The sequence below is a fragment of the uncultured Rothia sp. genome, from assembly GCF_963507905.1.
In the GTDB taxonomy this organism is placed as follows: domain Bacteria; phylum Actinomycetota; class Actinomycetes; order Actinomycetales; family Micrococcaceae; genus Rothia.
The window spans coordinates 1-16002 of the sequence record NZ_CAUOUU010000010.1 but is presented as its reverse complement, the minus strand read 5'-3'; the positions used below and the strand labels follow the sequence as shown (position 1 = coordinate 16002).

The 16002-nt window shown below is 57.2% G+C and carries 14 protein-coding genes; 7 read left to right on the top strand and 7 right to left on the bottom strand.

The features are described from left to right. The 5 genes from RQ593_RS07035 to pknB are packed head-to-tail and all read left to right on the top strand — an operon-like array spanning position 1 to position 8580. Positions 1-1746, top strand: coding sequence for a protein phosphatase 2C domain-containing protein (locus RQ593_RS07035; RefSeq protein ID WP_311450184.1), 1746 nt, complete (start codon positions 1-3; stop codon positions 1744-1746). Continuing rightward, positions 1739-3199, top strand: a complete 1461-nt coding sequence (locus RQ593_RS07030; RefSeq protein WP_311450183.1) for an FtsW/RodA/SpoVE family cell cycle protein — start codon at positions 1739-1741, stop codon at positions 3197-3199. The genes RQ593_RS07035 and RQ593_RS07030 overlap by 8 nt, the downstream gene beginning before the upstream one ends. Then, positions 3192-4631 carry a penicillin-binding protein 2 gene (locus tag RQ593_RS07025; RefSeq protein ID WP_311450182.1) on the top strand — a complete coding sequence of 480 codons (1440 nt, stop codon included), beginning with the start codon at positions 3192-3194 and terminating at the stop codon, positions 4629-4631. Before RQ593_RS07030 ends, RQ593_RS07025 begins: the two co-directional genes overlap by 8 nt. Further along, positions 4628-6382 (top strand): protein kinase domain-containing protein, encoded by a 1755-nt coding sequence (locus RQ593_RS07020; protein ID WP_311450181.1) that lies wholly within the window; start codon positions 4628-4630, stop codon positions 6380-6382. The genes RQ593_RS07025 and RQ593_RS07020 overlap by 4 nt, the downstream gene beginning before the upstream one ends. Before the next feature lie 47 nt (positions 6383-6429). Further along, complete coding sequence (gene pknB / locus RQ593_RS07015) at positions 6430-8580, top strand: Stk1 family PASTA domain-containing Ser/Thr kinase (protein ID WP_311450180.1); 2151 nt, start codon at positions 6430-6432, stop codon at positions 8578-8580. Between the two features lie 227 nt (positions 8581-8807). On the opposite strand, the gene RQ593_RS07010 is transcribed toward pknB, so the two are convergent. Genes RQ593_RS07010 through RQ593_RS07000 form a run of 3 tightly spaced genes read right to left on the bottom strand, consistent with a single transcriptional unit; the run spans position 8808 to position 10385 of the window. Beyond that, positions 8808-9440, bottom strand: coding sequence for an aminodeoxychorismate/anthranilate synthase component II (locus tag RQ593_RS07010; RefSeq protein ID WP_200963524.1), 633 nt, complete (start codon positions 9438-9440; stop codon positions 8808-8810). A 15-nt stretch (positions 9441-9455) separates the two neighbouring features. After that, positions 9456-9617 (bottom strand): hypothetical protein, encoded by a 162-nt coding sequence (locus RQ593_RS07005; protein ID WP_005507386.1) that lies wholly within the window; start codon positions 9615-9617, stop codon positions 9456-9458. Between the two features lie 18 nt (positions 9618-9635). Next, entirely contained in the window at positions 9636-10385 is a 750-nt protein-coding gene (locus RQ593_RS07000) for a class E sortase (protein ID WP_294629712.1), read from the bottom strand. Between the two features lie 159 nt (positions 10386-10544). Here RQ593_RS07000 and RQ593_RS06995 point away from each other — a divergent pair, with 159 nt between their 5' ends. Continuing rightward, a complete protein-coding gene (locus tag RQ593_RS06995) occupies positions 10545-10859 on the top strand; it encodes a cell division protein CrgA (protein ID WP_005507388.1) in 315 nt (104 codons plus the stop codon). Between the two features lie 94 nt (positions 10860-10953). Here RQ593_RS06995 and RQ593_RS06990 read toward each other — a convergent pair whose 3' ends face one another. Both RQ593_RS06990 and RQ593_RS06985 read right to left on the bottom strand, forming a co-directional pair. Continuing rightward, positions 10954-11964: a hypothetical protein gene (locus tag RQ593_RS06990; protein WP_294644385.1), complete on the bottom strand. Its 1011-nt coding sequence runs from the start codon at positions 11962-11964 to the stop codon at positions 10954-10956. 14 nt (positions 11965-11978) lie between these two features. Beyond that, positions 11979-12896, bottom strand: coding sequence for a LysR family transcriptional regulator ArgP (locus tag RQ593_RS06985; RefSeq protein ID WP_049354382.1), 918 nt, complete (start codon positions 12894-12896; stop codon positions 11979-11981). Between the two features lie 205 nt (positions 12897-13101). Here RQ593_RS06985 and RQ593_RS06980 point away from each other — a divergent pair, with 205 nt between their 5' ends. Beyond that, the gene (locus tag RQ593_RS06980) at positions 13102-13734 is read left to right on the top strand and encodes a LysE/ArgO family amino acid transporter (protein ID WP_049354383.1); all 633 of its coding nucleotides are present in this window, start codon (positions 13102-13104) and stop codon (positions 13732-13734) included. Between the two features lie 24 nt (positions 13735-13758). Here the strand turns inward: RQ593_RS06980 and RQ593_RS06975 are convergent, their stop codons facing one another. Together RQ593_RS06975 and RQ593_RS06970 are read right to left on the bottom strand one after the other, a co-directional pair. Further along, positions 13759-15192 carry a D-mannonate dehydratase gene (locus tag RQ593_RS06975; RefSeq protein WP_070633871.1) on the bottom strand — a complete coding sequence of 478 codons (1434 nt, stop codon included), beginning with the start codon at positions 15190-15192 and terminating at the stop codon, positions 13759-13761. Positions 15193-15239: 47 nt separating this feature from the next. Further along, positions 15240-15773, bottom strand: a complete 534-nt coding sequence (locus RQ593_RS06970; RefSeq protein WP_246823251.1) for a GTPase — start codon at positions 15771-15773, stop codon at positions 15240-15242. Between the last annotated feature and the right edge of the window lie 229 nt (positions 15774-16002).

Genomic DNA, 16002 nt, shown 5'->3' with positions numbered 1-16002 from the left:
ATGAAGATTGCTTTTCGTTTTGAGGCCCGCTCTGATACGGGTCTGAAACGCTCGAAGAATGATGACTCCGGCTACGGTGGTCGTTTCCTTGCTGTCGTTGCTGACGGCATGGGCGGTCACGTGGGCGGCGATGTCGCGTCGGCTACGACGGTTTTGAATTTGACTCCGCTTGATCACCCCGATTTTGAGGATGGTGCCGGCGGTGTCTATCTGGCTGATGAGATTCAGAGTGCGAACCTGATTATTAATGAGCTGGCGGCGAATGACCCTCAGCTGGCGGGTATGGGTACGACCTGTACTGCCCTGCTGATTGATGGTGATTGCATTGAGTTCGCCCATATTGGTGATTCGCGTGCGTATCGTCTGCGTCCGGGCGCTGATGGCGAGTTTGAGCAGATTTCTACTGACCATACGTTTGTGCAGCGTCTGCTCAATGAGGGTCGTATTACCCCGCAGGAGGCGGAGAACCACCCGCATAAGAACGTGATTATGCGTGTTCTGGGTGATGTTGACGCCTCCCCCGAGCTGGAGTTGAAGACTCTGGACGCTGTTCCCGGCGAGCGCTGGGTGCTCTCTTCGGACGGTTTGGATGCTGTGGTGTCCCTGGCGGAGATTGAGCAGGTGATGCGTTCTACCGATGACCTGTCTGAGATTGCTGACACTCTGATTGCGATGACGTTGGAGCGTGGCGCGCCGGATAACGTGACGGTTGTGTCCCTACAGGTGATTAACCGTGAGGTTCTGCCGGTGGATGAGCCGGTGGGTCCTTCGAGCCTGCCTGAGTCTGCTCTGCCTGATTCGATTGTGGCGGAGCAGGAGGTCAGCACGAATACTCAGAAGCTTCCCGAGGTTGCTGCCACGGCTGAGGCTGCTGAGGCTCTTTTGGGTGCGCACCATGATGAGGACTCTGAGGAGTCTCGTCGGTCGTTGCGCCGTTTCCGTCGTGCTCGTGACTTCTCTGGAACGCTGTTGCATAGCGGTTCTGGGGCGGTGCGTCACTATATCGGTACGTACGATAACGCCGTGGATGCGGCTCTTACGAACGCTGCGATTTTGCGTAGTGAGTTGGGTTCCCGCCCGCATCAGCTGGTTGGTGCCGCTTCGGTGGCTACTGAGACCGGCATGATTCCGGCGGTGACTTCGCGTACCCTGGAGCACCGTGCGACGGTGGCTCAGCGTGTGCCGTTGAAGGTTGAGTCTGATGAGGCGGCTCTGCCGGCTGAGTTGGAGGAGCTGATTGCTGAGGATGCTGCGGAGCGTTCGCGCCCGCGGTCGTGGTCGATCCGCCTGTTCGTTACTTTGCTGATTGCCGCTGTTTTGACGCTGGGTGCGTGGACTGGTCTGCGCTATGTGGAGCGTAGCTACTATGTGGGTGAGAGTGACGGCACGGTTGCGGTGTACAACGGTATTCCGCATGCGTTGGGTCCGATTCGCCTTTCTCACGTGGTGGAGAATACTGATATTCAGACGAGTGAGCTGAATGATCATACTCGTTCCCTGCTGCGTAATGCGATTACGGCGAAGGACCTGGATGATGCGCATCAGATTGTGACTCGTTTGAAGACTCAGGCGGATCAGACGCGTGAGAAGGCTGAGCAGGCTGCTGCTTCCGCTTCGGCTTCCGCCTCTGCGTCTGTATCGCCGTCTGCTTCTGCGGTTCCGAGCACCGATCCGGCTTCCGCGACTCCTGTAGCGCCTGAGCAGGCTTCCGCACCTGCGGCAGAGGGTGGTGAGAACAATGGCTAAGTTCTCGTTCCGTCGTGAGTCAGATGCGCCTCGTGCACGCCGTTTTACGGAGCTTTTCCTGCTGGTTTTGGCGGTGGGTATCAGCTCCTTTGGCATGTACCTGATTGATCCGGAGCACGCTTTTGATACGTCGAAGAGCCAGTGGTTGCCGTGCACGGTGGTGCTGGGTGCCGGTGCTCTTCTGATTCACTTGGTCATGCAGTTCCGTGCCCGTTACGCTGATCCGTTTATTCTGCCGCTGGTGGTGGCGCTGAACGGTATTGGTTTGACCATGATTTATCGTCTGGATCCGCAGATTGCGGCTCCGGTGGGTGATGGTCAGCTGATGTGGACCGGCGTGTCTATGCTGCTGTGCGCGATTATCGTGTTTGTGCTCAGGGATTACCGTCTGCTGCGTAAGGTCACGTACACCTCCCTGGTGCTGTCGATGATTCTGCTCATCATGCCGCTGGTTCCGGGTCTGGGTATGGAGCTCAACGGTGCTCGTATTTGGATTCATATCGGTAACCGCACGTTCCAGCCGGGTGAGGTCGCGAAGATTACTTTGGCGATTTTCTTCGCCGGCTATTTGGCGACGCACCGTGACCTGATTCTGGTGGCTGGCCGCCGCATCGGTCCTATCAATCTGCCGCGTCTGCGTGATTTGGCGCCGGTGTTTTTGGCGTGGATTGTGAGCCTGGGTGTTCTGGTGTTCCAGAAGGACCTTGGTTCGGCAATCATGTTCTTTGGTCTGTTCATGGCGATGCTGTACCTTTCGACCGGTCGTATTTCGTGGCTGGTGGTTGCGGGTGTCGGCATAGCTGTGGGTGGCTATTTTGCGTACCACTACGTCTCGCACGTGCACGCCCGTATTTATGCGTGGGTGCATGCTTTTGAACCGGAGGTGTACCAGGCGTCTCCTGGTGGTTCGGGTCAGATTCTGCAGGGCGTTTTCGGTCTAGCTTACGGCGGTCTTTTTGGCCGCGGTTGGGGTCAGGGCCGCGCAAACCTCGTCCCGTACGCTAACTCGGATATGATCATTTCCTCCTTGGGTGAGGAGCTGGGCCTGGTGGGTCTGGGTGCCATCCTGATGATGTTCATGCTCCTGGTTTCGCGCGGTTACCGTGCGGCGTTGGGTACTCGTGATGGTTTCGGCAAGCTGCTGGCTGCCGGCCTGTCTACAGTGATGGTTCTGCAGCTGTTCGTGGTGATTGGCGGCGTGACTCGCCTGATTCCGCTGACTGGTCTGACGACTCCTTTCATGTCTGCCGGTGGCTCCTCGTTGGTGGCTAACTGGATTATTGTGGCGCTGTGGTTGTCTATTTCTCATAGTGCCCGCGCACCTCACCTGGTGGCTGGTTATGATGCTCCGCAGGGTATTGACCATGCGGACACTAGCTACGAGCCGGAGGGTGCTACTAGCGTTCTGGCGCGCATTACGGCTAAGGATTCTGGAGGTGAGAAGAATGGATAGGGCTATTCGCCGCATGTGGATGTCTGCCGCGTGCGTGTTTGTCCTGCTGATGGGTACCCTCAGCTATATTCAGTTCTTCGATTCAAAGACGCTGATGAATAATCAGTGGAATTCTCGAGCGCTCTACGACAATTACGGTTCGGCACGTGGTTCGATTGTGGTTGACGGTACGGAGATTGCTTCGTCGGTGAAGTCCGATGATGAGTACAACTACCAGCGTGTGTATAACCACCCGCTCAAGTATGCGGCTCTGACGGGTTACTTCTCCACGATTTATGGCGCGACCGGCTTGGAAGCTGCTATGGATAAGGAGCTTGCCGGCACGAGTGATAGCCAGTTCTACGATCGTGTGGCGCAGCTGTTCAGTGGTTCTTCCGCGCAGGGCGCTAGCGTGGAGCTGACGATTAATTCGAAGCTTCAGGATATTGCCTACAACGCGCTACAGGGCCGTAAGGGTGCTGTGGTGGCGATGAACCCGAAGACCGGTGAGATTCTGGCGATGGCTTCTTCGCCGTCCTATGATCCGAATCTTCTGTCGGCTCATACGAGCTCTTCGGTTTTGGCGAATTACCAGGCGCTGACTTCTGACGAGGACAGCCCCCTGTTTAACCGTGCGATTGCGGGTAACACCTATTCGCCGGGTTCGACCTTCAAGATTATTGATGCGGTGGCGGCGCTGGAGTCCGGCAAGTACAACGCATCTTCGGTCATTCCGAACCCCGCTCAGCTGCCGCTGCCGGGCACGAACATTAGCCTGCCGAACTACACGGGCGGTCAGTGTGGAACCCGTACTCAGGCGACGATTGAGTGGGCTTTGGCTCAGTCCTGCAATACGCCTTTTGCGCAGATTGCGATGGATTTGGGTCAGGAGCGTATCGCGAAGACCGCTGAGAATTTTGGTTACGGCCAGGATTTGAAGATTCCGTTGACGGTTTCTAAGTCCTCTTTCCCGTCGAATCTGACGCAGAGCCAGCTGGCTCAGTCGGCGATTGGTCAGTATGACGTGAAGACCACTCCGCTGCAGGTGGCGATGACTTCTGCGGCGATTGCGAATGGCGGTGTGCAGATGAAGCCGAATCTAATTCGTTCGGTGAAGACCAGCAACCTGAGCACTTTGCAGGAGTTCTCTCCTGAAAAGCTGCGTACGTCCACTAGTCCCGAAATTGCTAACCAGGTCAAGCAGTGGATGGTCAATTCGGTTGATAATGGTATTGCACGCAATGCTGGTGTTCCCGGTGTGAAGGTGGCGGGTAAGACCGGTACCGCGGAGACGACGGCAGGTTTGAATAATTCTTGGTTTACCGGTTTTGCTCCGGCTGATGATCCTCAGATTGCGATTGCTGTGGTTTATGAGGATATTGACGTGGCGACCGGTGCCCAGTTGGCAACCAGTACTAGTAAGCTACTCTTTGAGGCGGTGTTGAACAAGTGAGGCCTGCGGCTGATATCACTTTGGGCGGGCGCTACACCCTAACCGAACGTATCGCGGTTGGCGGTATGGGTGAGGTGTGGAAAGCTCGCGACAAGGTGCTTGGGCGCACCGTTGCGGTCAAGATCCTCAAGGAGGAGTACACCGGTGACCCGGGCTTCTTGGAGCGTTTCCGCGCTGAGGCCCGCAATACGGCGCTGTTGAACCACCCCGGCGTGGCGAATGTTTTCGACTACGGCGAGGAGGACAACTCCGCGTACCTGGTCATGGAGCTGGTGCCGGGCAATCCGCTCTCTAGCATCATTGAGCACGAGACTACCCTGCCGCCGGACCGTGTTCTGAACTTCATTGCTCAGACTGCTCGCGCGTTGGCTGCGGCTCATTCGCAGGGTCTGGTGCATCGTGACGTGAAGCCGGGTAACCTTATCATCACCCCGGATGATCGCGTGAAGGTGACTGATTTCGGTATTGCTCGTTTGGCTAATCAGGTGCCGTTGACGGCTACCGGCCAGGTGATGGGTACCGCCCAGTATTTGGCGCCGGAGCAGGCAACCGGTCAGGCGGCTACCGCGTCTTCGGATATGTACTCGTTGGGCATCATTGGTTATGAGTGCCTGGTGGGTCGTCGTCCGTTTACGGGTGAGTCGCAGATTGCGATTGCTTTGGCTCAGGTGAATGATCCGCCGCCGCCTCTTCCGGAGACCATTCCGGCTGCTGCTCGCGCGCTGATTATGTGCTTGCTGGCTAAGGACCCGGCTCAGCGTCCTAAGGATGCGACCGCTCTGGCGTCTGCTGTAGATGCGATTCGTCGCCGCGATCTGAAGGCTGCGGTGAAGGCTGTTCCTTCTTTGGCTCAGTTCTTGGCTGAGGAGAATGCTGACGATGCTACTGTCGCTATGACTGCGACGGATGTGGCGGCGGAGCCGATTAGCGCTTCTACTACTCCGCGTTTTGGTTCTGGTGGTCGTTTTTCGCCGGAGCCGACGACGGCGCCTATTCCTCGTACGGGTGCGCAGACCATGCGTCCGGCTTCGGGTCGTGTGAAGGCTGCTCCTGCCCCTCCGGCTAAGCGTGGACCGAACGTGTGGATGTGGGTTGCTCTGCTTCTGGCTATCGTGCTGATTGCTGGCGGTATTTGGACGGTTCTTTCCTCTAATAGTGGAGGTTCAACTGATCCGGTTCCGAGCACTTCGGCTTCTGCTGTTCCGACGAATACGGGCACTGTTTCTACGGTGGAGCCGACTGAGTCTGCTTCTGCTCGTACTACGAAGCAGAAAGTGACCGTCAATTCGATCAACTATGAGGGTCGTGAGCTGCAGGATGCGGTGAACGAGCTGAAGAACCTTGGCCTGTCCCCCAAGACTGAGGGCGTTGAGTCGACTCAGCCGGAGAACACGGTGATTTCGGTTTCTCCGACGGGTACTTTGGAGCAGGGTAATAGCGTGACTGTTCGCTATTCGACCGGTCCGAAGTCGGTGACTTTGCCGTCGAACCTTGAGGGTAAGAACGTTGATGAGGCGTCGAAGGCTGTTGCCGCTTTGGGTGTGAATGTTTCTCTGCATTATGAGAATTCGGACACTGCGGCCCCCGGTACGGTGCTTCGTACTACTCCCTCATCTGGCACCAAGGTCACGGTTGGTAGTAATGTAGACATGTATGTGGCCTCTTCCAGTTCGGGTAGGGGTTCGAGTGCGAGCGCTTCTGCTGCACCGTCTGCGTCGGCTTCTGCTTCCGCTTCTGCGTCGGCGCGTTAGCCCCTACGTTTTGATTTAGTTTTAGTCTTAGTGATCCAGGAGAACTTATGGACCTGTCGGTTCCCGACACGGTTGATAACCGTTACAAGGTACTCGAGGTAATCGGTACCGGTGCAATGGCAACCGTTTATGCTGCTGAGGATACTCGCCTCGGCCGCAAGGTTGCGCTTAAGATTCTGCGCCCGGAGCAGGCCCAGGACGCTACGTTCCGCGCACGCTTTAAGCGTGAGGCGGAGGCTGTTGCGTCTCTGAACAATCCTGCGATTGTTGCTGTCTATGACACCGGCTCATATAACCCCTCGAAGGATGGTGAGGAGTCTTCTTCGGAAGATAGCACCGCTATTCCTTATATTGTGATGGAGTACGTGGAGGGTCATACTCTGCGTTCCATTCTGTCTCGTGGCGGCCACCTGCCGGTCCGTGATGCTTTGGGTTATTCCGAGCAGCTTCTGGGCGCTTTGCAGTACAGCCACTCCATGGGCATTATTCACCGCGACATTAAGCCGGCGAATATTATGGTGCTGGAGCGCACCAGCGAGGACATCGCTAAGGGTCAGCCCGGCCAGATTAAGGTCATGGATTTCGGTATTTCCCGTGCCATTGAGGAAGCCGGCGAGGCGCTGACCAAGGCTAACGTGGTGATGGGTAGCGCACGCTACATGTCCCCGGAGCAGGTCAGCGGCAAGGATGTTGACGCCCGTAGCGACCTGTACTCTGCTGCTTGCGTGATTTACGAGATGATTGCTGGTCGTTCTCCGTTCGATGCTGAGTCGAATGTTGATTTGGCGGCTAAGCACCTCTCTGACACTCCTGAGCCTCCGAGTAAGTTCACCCCGCTTGAGGTTCCTGCCGGTCTGGACGAGGTCATTTTGAAGGGCCTGGCGAAGAACCCGGATGAGCGTTATCAGAGTGCTGCTGAGTTCGCTCAGGCTCTGGTGTCGGTTGCCCGCCCGGGTGAAGAGACCGTGGTGCAGGATGCTGCAATGACTACTGCGTTTGTACCTTCGGCAACTACCGCTTCTTTGGGCGATGACTACGCTCCGTACACCACCTCGATTACTGAGGCTTCGGTGGAAGATGGCGGCCTCAATGGCTTCTTTGAGTATGAAGACGATGAGGAGCTGTACGAGGATGAGGAGTACGCGGAGTACGATGAGTCTTCGCCGCGTAAGCGTGCGTGGGTTCGCTTCCTCGTGGGTACTCTGATTGCTGCTCTGCTGGTTTTCAGTGTCGGCTCGGTGCTGTACTACCAGAACAAGCTGAATGAGGTTCCGCAGGTTCAGGTTCCGGCTGTGGTGAATGTTTCCCGCGATGATGCCGATAACCAGCTGCGTAACCGAGGCTTCGTGGTGGAGTACCGTCAGGGCTACTCGGACAACATCAAGAAGGGTGACGTTATCAGCGTTGAGCCGGGTGTCGGTTCTAAGGTTGATAAGGGCTCGACTGTGACCGTGACTGTTTCTAGCGGTCCGGAGAAGGTCAAGCTGCCGGGTAACCTGCAGGGTCAGAGTGAGGCGTATGTTCGTAACGCTCTGAAGGACCTGGGTCTGGTGGATGGTCGCGTCTCCACTGTGGAGAGCGCTTCCGTTCCTGCAGGTATGGTTGTGGAGCTTTCCCCGGAGAAGGGCTCGACCGATGACAAGGGCGTTCAGACCGTTGAGGCTGGTAGCACCGTGAACATCGTCCTGTCCTCCGGTAAGGTGAAGGTCCCCTCGCTGGTGGGTCTGACCAAGGATCAGGCGATTGCTGCTCTGACCGCTCAGGATGTTCTGCTGAACACCAACATTGAGACCGTTCAGACTAACGAGCGTCCTGCGGGCACTGTGCTTTCGCAGAGCTCTGCAGCGGGTACTCTGGTGGCTCAGAACAGCACTGTGACGATCCGTGTGGCTGCTACTCCGACTCAGACGACCGCGCCGACTACTGCGGCTACTCAGCCTGCGGCAGCAACCGGTAACCAGAACTCTGCTGCAACGACTGGTAATCAGAATTCTGCTGCGACCAATAACCAGCAGCGTTCTACCGCTACCCAGCCGACTACTGCGGCTACTCAGCCTGCGGCAGCGAATAACCAGCAGCGTTCTACCGCTACGGCTACTCCGGCACCGGCTGCGTCCACTACTGCGGGTACCCGTACGCTTCAGGGTACTAACGCGAACGCCAATGCGAACAACGCTAATAACGCTAACGCCCGCTAAGGGGTTCTAGCGGCTAGCAAAAGGGGCGGCGCTCCACACCAAACGGTGTGGGGTGCCGCCCCTTTTTGTGTACCTGGGGTTTCGTATACCTAGGTTTTGTGTACCTGGGTTCGGGTTAGGAAGTGTGCGGGGGTAGAGTTATCGCCTCCAGTTTCCCTATAGCGTGTCTGCTACGAGGCTTCTGGAGGCGATATAAGCCGTTGAGGGCGTCTAAGGCTAAAAAGGTACTAAGCCATGAGGGGTGAGAGGCTCTTAGCGCGCTCTGCGGCTCCCTGCAGGCCGGTTTCTTCGAGCCAGTTGCCGAGCATGAGGTATCCGCTTTCCGTCAGGACCGATTCGGGGTGGAACTGCACGCCGTGCATGGGGGCTTCACGGTGGCGCAGACCCATAATGATGCCGTTGTCGGTGGTGGAGGTGGTTTCCAGGACCTCGGGCATGGTTTCGGGTACGACTGCCAGGGAGTGGTAGCGGGTCGCGGTGAAGGGGCAGGGCACGTCCTTGAACACGGAGACGTTCTCGTGCACGAGGCGGGAGGTCTTGCCATGCATGAGTTCGGGGGCGTGGGTGACGGTGCCGCCGAATGCCTCCGCGATGGCCTGGTGGCCGAGGCATACGCCCAGTAGAGGCTTCTTCGCTTCGGCTGCCCAGCGGATGGTGTCGATGATGACGCCTGCTTCTGCGGGGGCGCCGGGGCCCGGGGAGACGAGCACGCCGTCGTGTTCTTCGGCGAGCTTGATGACGGCGTCGAGTTCGTATTCGTCGTTACGGATGACGGTGGTTTCAGCGCCGAGCTGCTGGATGTAGCCGACGAGGGTGAAGACGAAGCTGTCGTAGTTGTCGATGACAAGGATGCGGGTCATGGCACGTCCTTAGCGCTAATGGTTGATGGTGACGTTCAGGTTGAAGGGGCCGTACTCTGCGAAGTGGGGGAAGACGAATTCCATGAGCAGGTAGACTACGGCGAGTATCAGCACGATGGCGATGATGATGCGAACCCACAGGGGGCCGGGGAGGTGGCGGAAAATCCATGCGTACATCTGCTTTTCCTCTCTGATTTAGGATCCTGCGACGGAGGCGGCAATTTCTGCGGGCGCTCCGGCTGCGGCGGGCCGCCAGGATTCGAGGCGGGCGTGGACAATGTATCGTTCGGTGTCGCCGTAGCGCGGGTGGCAGGTGGTGAGCGTCAGGAGGCGCTCGGTGGGTGCTACGCCGGGCTGTCCGGGGACGGGTTCGATGACTTCTACCTGGTCGGGCTGCACGATTTCGTGGCTGTAGACGGTGTAGGTGTAGTAGCCATCTTTGGTGCGCACGTAGATGTGGTCGCCTTCGGTGAGCAGGTCGATGTCGTTGAGGACTTTACCGCGGGTTTGGCGATGGCCTGCGAGGGAGAAGTTGCCGACCTGTCCGGGCATGGCGCTTCCTTCGTAGTGGCCGAGTCCGAGGGAGTCGAGCACGTCGGAGCTGGTGCCCTGGGTGGCGGGGCGCTGGTAGTCGGATCCGAACTTGGGGATGTAGACGACGCCGAAGACTTCACCGTGGCCGGGTTCGCTCAGACCGGCGGGCGGGGTGTTGGGATCCCAGTCGGGGAGGGGTTCGGCGGGGTTGGAGTCGAATTCCTGGACGAGGGTGCTGACGGCTTGGGATTGGGTGCGGTCGGCGTCGATGTTGGTCCACCAGAGCTGCCATGCGACGAAGAGCAGTAGCAGCAGGCCGATGGTGATAAGGAGTTCGCCTGTAATCTGGATGATCCAGTGCAGCACGGTGCGGGGCCGGCGCTCTGCGGTGGGTGCCGTTCCTTGACTCATGCGTTCTCCTTTGTCCTTTGGGTTGTGTATGTTCTTGGGCGCCGGGTGGCGTTCCTTATCTTTCAACGCATAGAGAAGGTGAAATCATCCCGTAAGTCTGCAAAGATAGGTGTGAACATATATTTTTAGGTTACCCATACAACAATAAGCGGAGGAAGTATGTCGACCAACTCGGCTAAGGCATCGTCCAAGAAGAAGTCTCAGAAGTCTGCTAAGTCTGAGGTGGAGGATGCGAGCGAGCTGCGTCTGCGTGAGATTGCTCGTGAGATGGAGAGCGGCACGCAGCTGAAGGAGCAGACTCCGTTGTGGTACCGCGTGATTATGTTCTCGCTGTTGGCGGTGGGCATTCTGTGGATTATTGTTTTCTACATTACGCAGGGCCTGTTCCCGATTCCTGATCTGGGTATGTGGAATGTGAGTGTTGGTGTGGGCGCCATGATGGTGAGCATGCTGATGATGACTCGCTGGCGTTAAGACTTATGCGTTAGATTTTATGAGAGAGGCGGTCGTCCCGTATGGGGCGGCCGCCTCTCTGTGTTTGGGGTCTGCCTGTTTGGCAGGGCTGGAGTTAGAGCGCCTCCGCATTACCTGTCTTTGTTCTTGCTCGGAAGATTGCGGTCATGGCGACCATGATGAGCAGCTCGGTAAGGGTTTGAGTGAGTACGGTGGCGCCCATGAGGCTCGCTTCGGGGTTCCCGTTGTGTGCCAGGCGTTGTGCGCAGAGCGCGACGACGGGGTAGATGATGAGGGCGTTGCGGGTGACGGCGCTGAAGGTTACGGAGATGCGTTCCGGTCGGCTCATCACCTTGCTGAGGCACCATGCGGTGCCTCCTGCGAGGATGGCGTAGGTGAGGTAGAGTCCGGCGAGTCGGGGAATGAGCTGTGCCTGGTTGAGCACCGCCGGGGTGTAGGCGGAGCACATGAGAGCAAGGAGCAGGCACATGAGGGGAATCATCGCGGCATCACTCATGCTGCGTACGCGTTCGTAGGCTTGTTGACGCTGCGGTGAGCGGGTTGACCAGCGTTGCACGAGGTAGGCGGCTATCAGGGGCACGATGAGCGGTGCCAAGCTGAGGTAGCTTTCGGTGGGAAGGGGGAATATTTCTCCCACCACCCCAATATCTAATATTCCTATATATGCATACGCACTAGTCCAGAATGGAATAGAAACGATTTGGGTACCAAGAAGATAGGGCGTTGTCGCCAGCAAACCGCGATATTCCCCTCCAGCAATACACGCAAAAACCACAACGTAATCCACGCATGGAGCCAGCAAAACAATCACCGTGGCTAGAGCAATGGGGCCGCCCTCGGGAATGAAGAGGGAGACCAGAGGCGCAACTAGAATCGGGGTTCCAAGGGTAGCCACCAGCACGACCGTGCGAGCGAGCCTCTTATGCTGACCGACACTCATGCCGACTAGAGGCATGAGAGCGAAGTTGGTCCACAGGAGCGCACCGAGCGCGTAGGGCACGAGCTGCTCAGAAACTAGGCTCCACCCACTCAGCCCCGCGCTGGCACCTCCCACGGCCATGGAGGCGAGGTAGAGAGCCACCTGGTGGCGTTCCATATAGCTCACGGAGCCATCCTCTTCTAGTAGATCAGGTCGCCTCGTGCCGCTTCGTGGACGCGGCGGGTTACGGTTTCCATGACGGGCGAGTTGATGTTCCAGCGCTGCCAGTAGAGGGGGAATTCTACGGGGGTTGCGGCGAGCTTCACGAGGTGCCCGCTTGCGAGCTCTTCGGCGCATTGCGCTTCGGGAATGAGACCCCAGGCGATACCGGCGCTGACGGCGCGCGCATAGTCCGGGGAGGAGGGAATGTAGATGGTGGGGCTTTGGGTGAAGGTTTCTTCAGCCTCCAGACCTACTTCTTGTTCAATGAGGACTCGCGCTACGTCCTGCACGAAGTCTTTGCGGTCGTATTCGACGACGGGGGCACGGTTGAGCTCTTCGCGGCTTACGCGCTTGGGCCAGCCGGGTAGGTATCGCTGTACGTAGTCGGGGGTTGCGACGCACCAGTAGCGTGCCACTCCGAGGGTTTCAACGGAGCAGCCGGGGATTTTTTCGGGTTTGGAGGTGATGACTGCCATGACTTCTCCGGAGCGGAGCATGGCGGAGGAGTGGAATTCACCTTCTCGTCGCAGGTCGCAGAAGATGCTGTCTTCGCGGCTGAGAGTTCCGACGGCGTCGATGAACCAGGTGGCGAGCGAGTCGGCATTGACCGCCACGGAGACGCTTTGGAAGCCGCCAGCACCCATGAGTTCGCGTTCCATTTCTTGCTGCAGGAATTCGCTCTGACGGGCGATGCGCAGCACGCTTTGTCCAGCATCGGTGGGGGTGACGGGGTTGCTTCGACGTAGCAGGACCTTTCCGGCGATCTGTTCCATGGCTTTGATGCGCTGGGAGATGGCGGAGGGGCTCACTCGCAGAACATCTGCCGCGGCATCGAAAGTGCCGTATTCGATGACGGCGGCAAAGGTGGAGAGCTGGTCGGTACTGAAACGTGTCATAAGAATATCTTACGCAGTGTGAAAATATTTAGATAGATTTAGGGTTTGTTTTCCCGTATTCTCGTCTCTGGCGCTTCACACTCTAGCTATCGGGGCAATAATCCCTGTGTCGCATGCTTTTGCCTGGCAAGCTGGTATTAGAGGAGCCACCACCCGCATATCCGCGAAGCCCGCGCCCCGTTTGACCCGCATAGAAAGTTTCACCATGTCCACCTCCCTGTCCCTGCTGTTTCTGGGTGCTACCACCACGATTTCTCTGGTGGCGGCTATTGGTGCCCAGGGAACTTTTGTGCTGCGTCAGGGTATTTTGGGTCGGCATATTACCCCAATCATTATTTTCTGCATTCTGTCGGATGCTCTGATGATTGGCTTGGGCGTGGTGGGCCTGGGCGCTCTGTTGGATGCGGCACCGTGGTTCATTGAGGTGTTCCGTTATGTGGGTGCGGCGTTTTTGGCGTGGTTTGGTTTTGAGGCTGGGCGGCGTGTGTTTACCCCGCATTCCATCGTGGTGGATGATGCGGAGGGCGATTCTCAGTCGTTGAAGGCGGCTCTGCTGACCACGGCGGCGGTGACGTATTTGAATCCGCTGGCGTGGTTGGATACGACTATTCTTTTGGGTTCGCTGGCGAACGCCCAGGGCGATCCTGGCCGTTGGTGGTACTACCTGGGGTGCTGCTGCGGTAGTATTATCTGGTTTTTGGGGCTGGGGTACGGTTCGCGTCTGCTTCGTCCGCTCTTTGCGCGTCCTTCGGCATGGCGTGTTTTGGATGGGGCGACGGCACTTCTGATGGCATACCTGGTGTTCAATCTGCTGACGATGAACCTGTCGACCCACTAGCTTCTACCCCCCTGAGGAGCCCTTTTATGCCTTGTCGGTCTCCTTTTCCGCGCTCTTCTCCTCTTCGAGGGTTATGAGTACCTCGTTTTTGGGCATGGTAAGCAGGCCCAGGTAGATATCGCGAATAACCAGGATGTGCTTGATTCGCTCGATCATGGGTTTGAGGAAGCTTCGGGCGTATTTTTCGTCGCTACTGGTGGTTGCGACGAAGCTGAGCCCGGAGAACACGGCAACGATCATGGACACCTTGATGACCACGGCGTTGATGTTGGTGTCTACGCCGAGGATTTTGAGGTGTTCGGGTTTGACGGTCATCCAGGATTCGATGGTGGTGTCGCTAATGGCGATGGAGGAGAACCCCATGAAGAACCCGAAGACGAGCAACATAAAGAGGCTCGCCTGAATAATCTGCCCAATCATAGGGATGATGATAAGGTTGCCCCAGGACGCAATTTTGAGGGGTCGGTGTTCGAGGATTTTCTTCTCTTCGACCCAGTCTTGGACGGTGTTCCAGATTCCCCCTTCGAGGGCCGCGGCGCGTTCGTAGTCGTTCTCGGTAAAGCTTGCAATGTCGTCGCCTCTATTGCGGCCCAGAAGGCGCGCTGTGCGCTCTAGGGAGGTCGTGACGATCACGAACACGGCGAGGAGTCCCATGAGCCCCAGAACAGCCCAGGTGCGCGGGAAGCTGAGCCTGTTGGCGAGCTTCCAGAGGTCTGCGTTCACGAAGATGAAGAGCACGGACACCATGAGTACGGGTAGTACTTTCGCAATCATGGGTGGCAGGGAGGCGAGCTGGTGGATGGCATGTTTGAAGGACCACCCTAGGATGGTGTCTACGCCGAGGAAGATGGCGAGGTAGATGCCCACAACGATGAGCGGGAATACTTGGGAACCGTCGTAGACGAAGTCGAGGCCGTCGAGGCTGCTGGATTCAAAGACACTGGCGACAAAGAGCATGCCGGCAAAAAGTACGGTAAGAATACCCGTGGTGATTTGAACCCACTGCGGGGTGCGGACCATGAGTATATGGGCAAGAGTAATGAACACACCGGAGATTATCGGCATCACGAGGAAGATACCACCGAGCACCAGCATGGGTAGCACTTCATCGCTGAGCGCGGTGTTGGTCGTGATGGCTTTAATGTATTCCGGGAGGGAACCATTTGCGTTATCAACTACGAGAATGAGGATATCGCGTAGGAAGATATAGCAGACGTGCATGATACTCGCCCACAGGATCCAGGGTACGGAGCGGGGGAACGCATCGAGAGCACGCTGACGTGCAGGAATGATGAGGGGTACGCCCTGTTTGCGGAACCAGATATTGCTCTGCTTCAGCACATCAGTCTTGCTGTAGCGCTGAGGTTGTGCCTCTTCTGCCACAGCTTTAGTGCGCAGCCGCGCCCAGATGGGGCGTGCGTCCTTCTGCTGTGCGGTGTTCTGCTCCTGTGTGCTCATGACATACCACTCTACAGGGTCGAGCAGGCCCTTTGATTATGTACCTTTTAGAGTTCTTCTTTCTCGAGCTCAGATCCAATAAAGCGAGCGTATGCGCCCATGAGTAGCGCAGCCGCTTCTTCGTGTCCCTCGTAGATTCCTAGTTCCTCGTCCTCGCGACCTGTGTAGGTGCCGCTACTGATCTCGAGTAGGGATAGCGGTCCTTCTGCAGTCTCCGGGGCTAGGGCATCCAGGATGAAGCTCAGGCTTTCTTCTGCATCTTCGTCTACTCCCATGAGGCGCCCCAGGTATGTACCCGGGTAGGGTGCGATGGTGAGGACGTCTTCATTCTCACATTGGATAATGCGTGCCACAGGAATAATATCCCCGTCTGCTGTCTCTTCGAGCAGCAGCTCAGTAGAGAGGTCTATATGGCTTTCCTCGCTCTGTAGGATCTGCCTGGGCCACCAGAGGTGAATGTATTCGGTGAGTGCTGCCCATGCTTCGTGAGGCTCCAGCGAGCTCTCTACGTAGAGTGCCGCAGTCCGTTCTTCATTAGCCTGTTGCTGCTGATCGATTTGCTCGGGTGCGTGGGAAAACATGGGGTATTGCATGGTTCTACTCTATCCCAGTGCGCTCCTCTCTGGAGGGCCCGGTAGATTCATGGGGTTCTGAGGGTACAAAAAAGGGGCAGACCCGCGTGGGTCTGCCCCTTTTCCAACTTTAGCTGTTAAAGCAAAAGAGCCCGCGTAAGCGGGCTCTTTTTATTGCCTATTGGATTGTTATCCAAAAACCATACAGTGAACGCAAACAACACAAAACTTCTTGAAA

Bases quoted from the DNA above. Each gene is read 5' to 3' on its own strand.
- RQ593_RS07035 (WP_311450184.1), top strand. From the start codon at position 1: ATGAAGATTGCTTTTCGTTTTGAGGCCCGCTCTGATACGGGTCTGAAA.
- RQ593_RS07030 (WP_311450183.1), top strand. From the start codon at position 1,739: ATGGCTAAGTTCTCGTTCCGTCGTGAGTCAGATGCGCCTCGTGCACGC.
- RQ593_RS07025 (WP_311450182.1), top strand. From the start codon at position 3,192: ATGGATAGGGCTATTCGCCGCATGTGGATGTCTGCCGCGTGCGTGTTT.
- pknB (WP_311450180.1), top strand. From the start codon at position 6,430: ATGGACCTGTCGGTTCCCGACACGGTTGATAACCGTTACAAGGTACTC.
- RQ593_RS07010 (WP_200963524.1), bottom strand. From the start codon at position 9,440: ATGACCCGCATCCTTGTCATCGACAACTACGACAGCTTCGTCTTCACC.
- RQ593_RS07005 (WP_005507386.1), bottom strand. From the start codon at position 9,617: ATGTACGCATGGATTTTCCGCCACCTCCCCGGCCCCCTGTGGGTTCGC.
- RQ593_RS07000 (WP_294629712.1), bottom strand. From the start codon at position 10,385: ATGAGTCAAGGAACGGCACCCACCGCAGAGCGCCGGCCCCGCACCGTG.
- RQ593_RS06995 (WP_005507388.1), top strand. From the start codon at position 10,545: ATGTCGACCAACTCGGCTAAGGCATCGTCCAAGAAGAAGTCTCAGAAG.
- RQ593_RS06985 (WP_049354382.1), bottom strand. From the start codon at position 12,896: ATGACACGTTTCAGTACCGACCAGCTCTCCACCTTTGCCGCCGTCATC.
- RQ593_RS06980 (WP_049354383.1), top strand. From the start codon at position 13,102: ATGTCCACCTCCCTGTCCCTGCTGTTTCTGGGTGCTACCACCACGATT.
- RQ593_RS06975 (WP_070633871.1), bottom strand. From the start codon at position 15,192: ATGAGCACACAGGAGCAGAACACCGCACAGCAGAAGGACGCACGCCCC.
- RQ593_RS06970 (WP_246823251.1), bottom strand. From the start codon at position 15,773: ATGTTTTCCCACGCACCCGAGCAAATCGATCAGCAGCAACAGGCTAAT.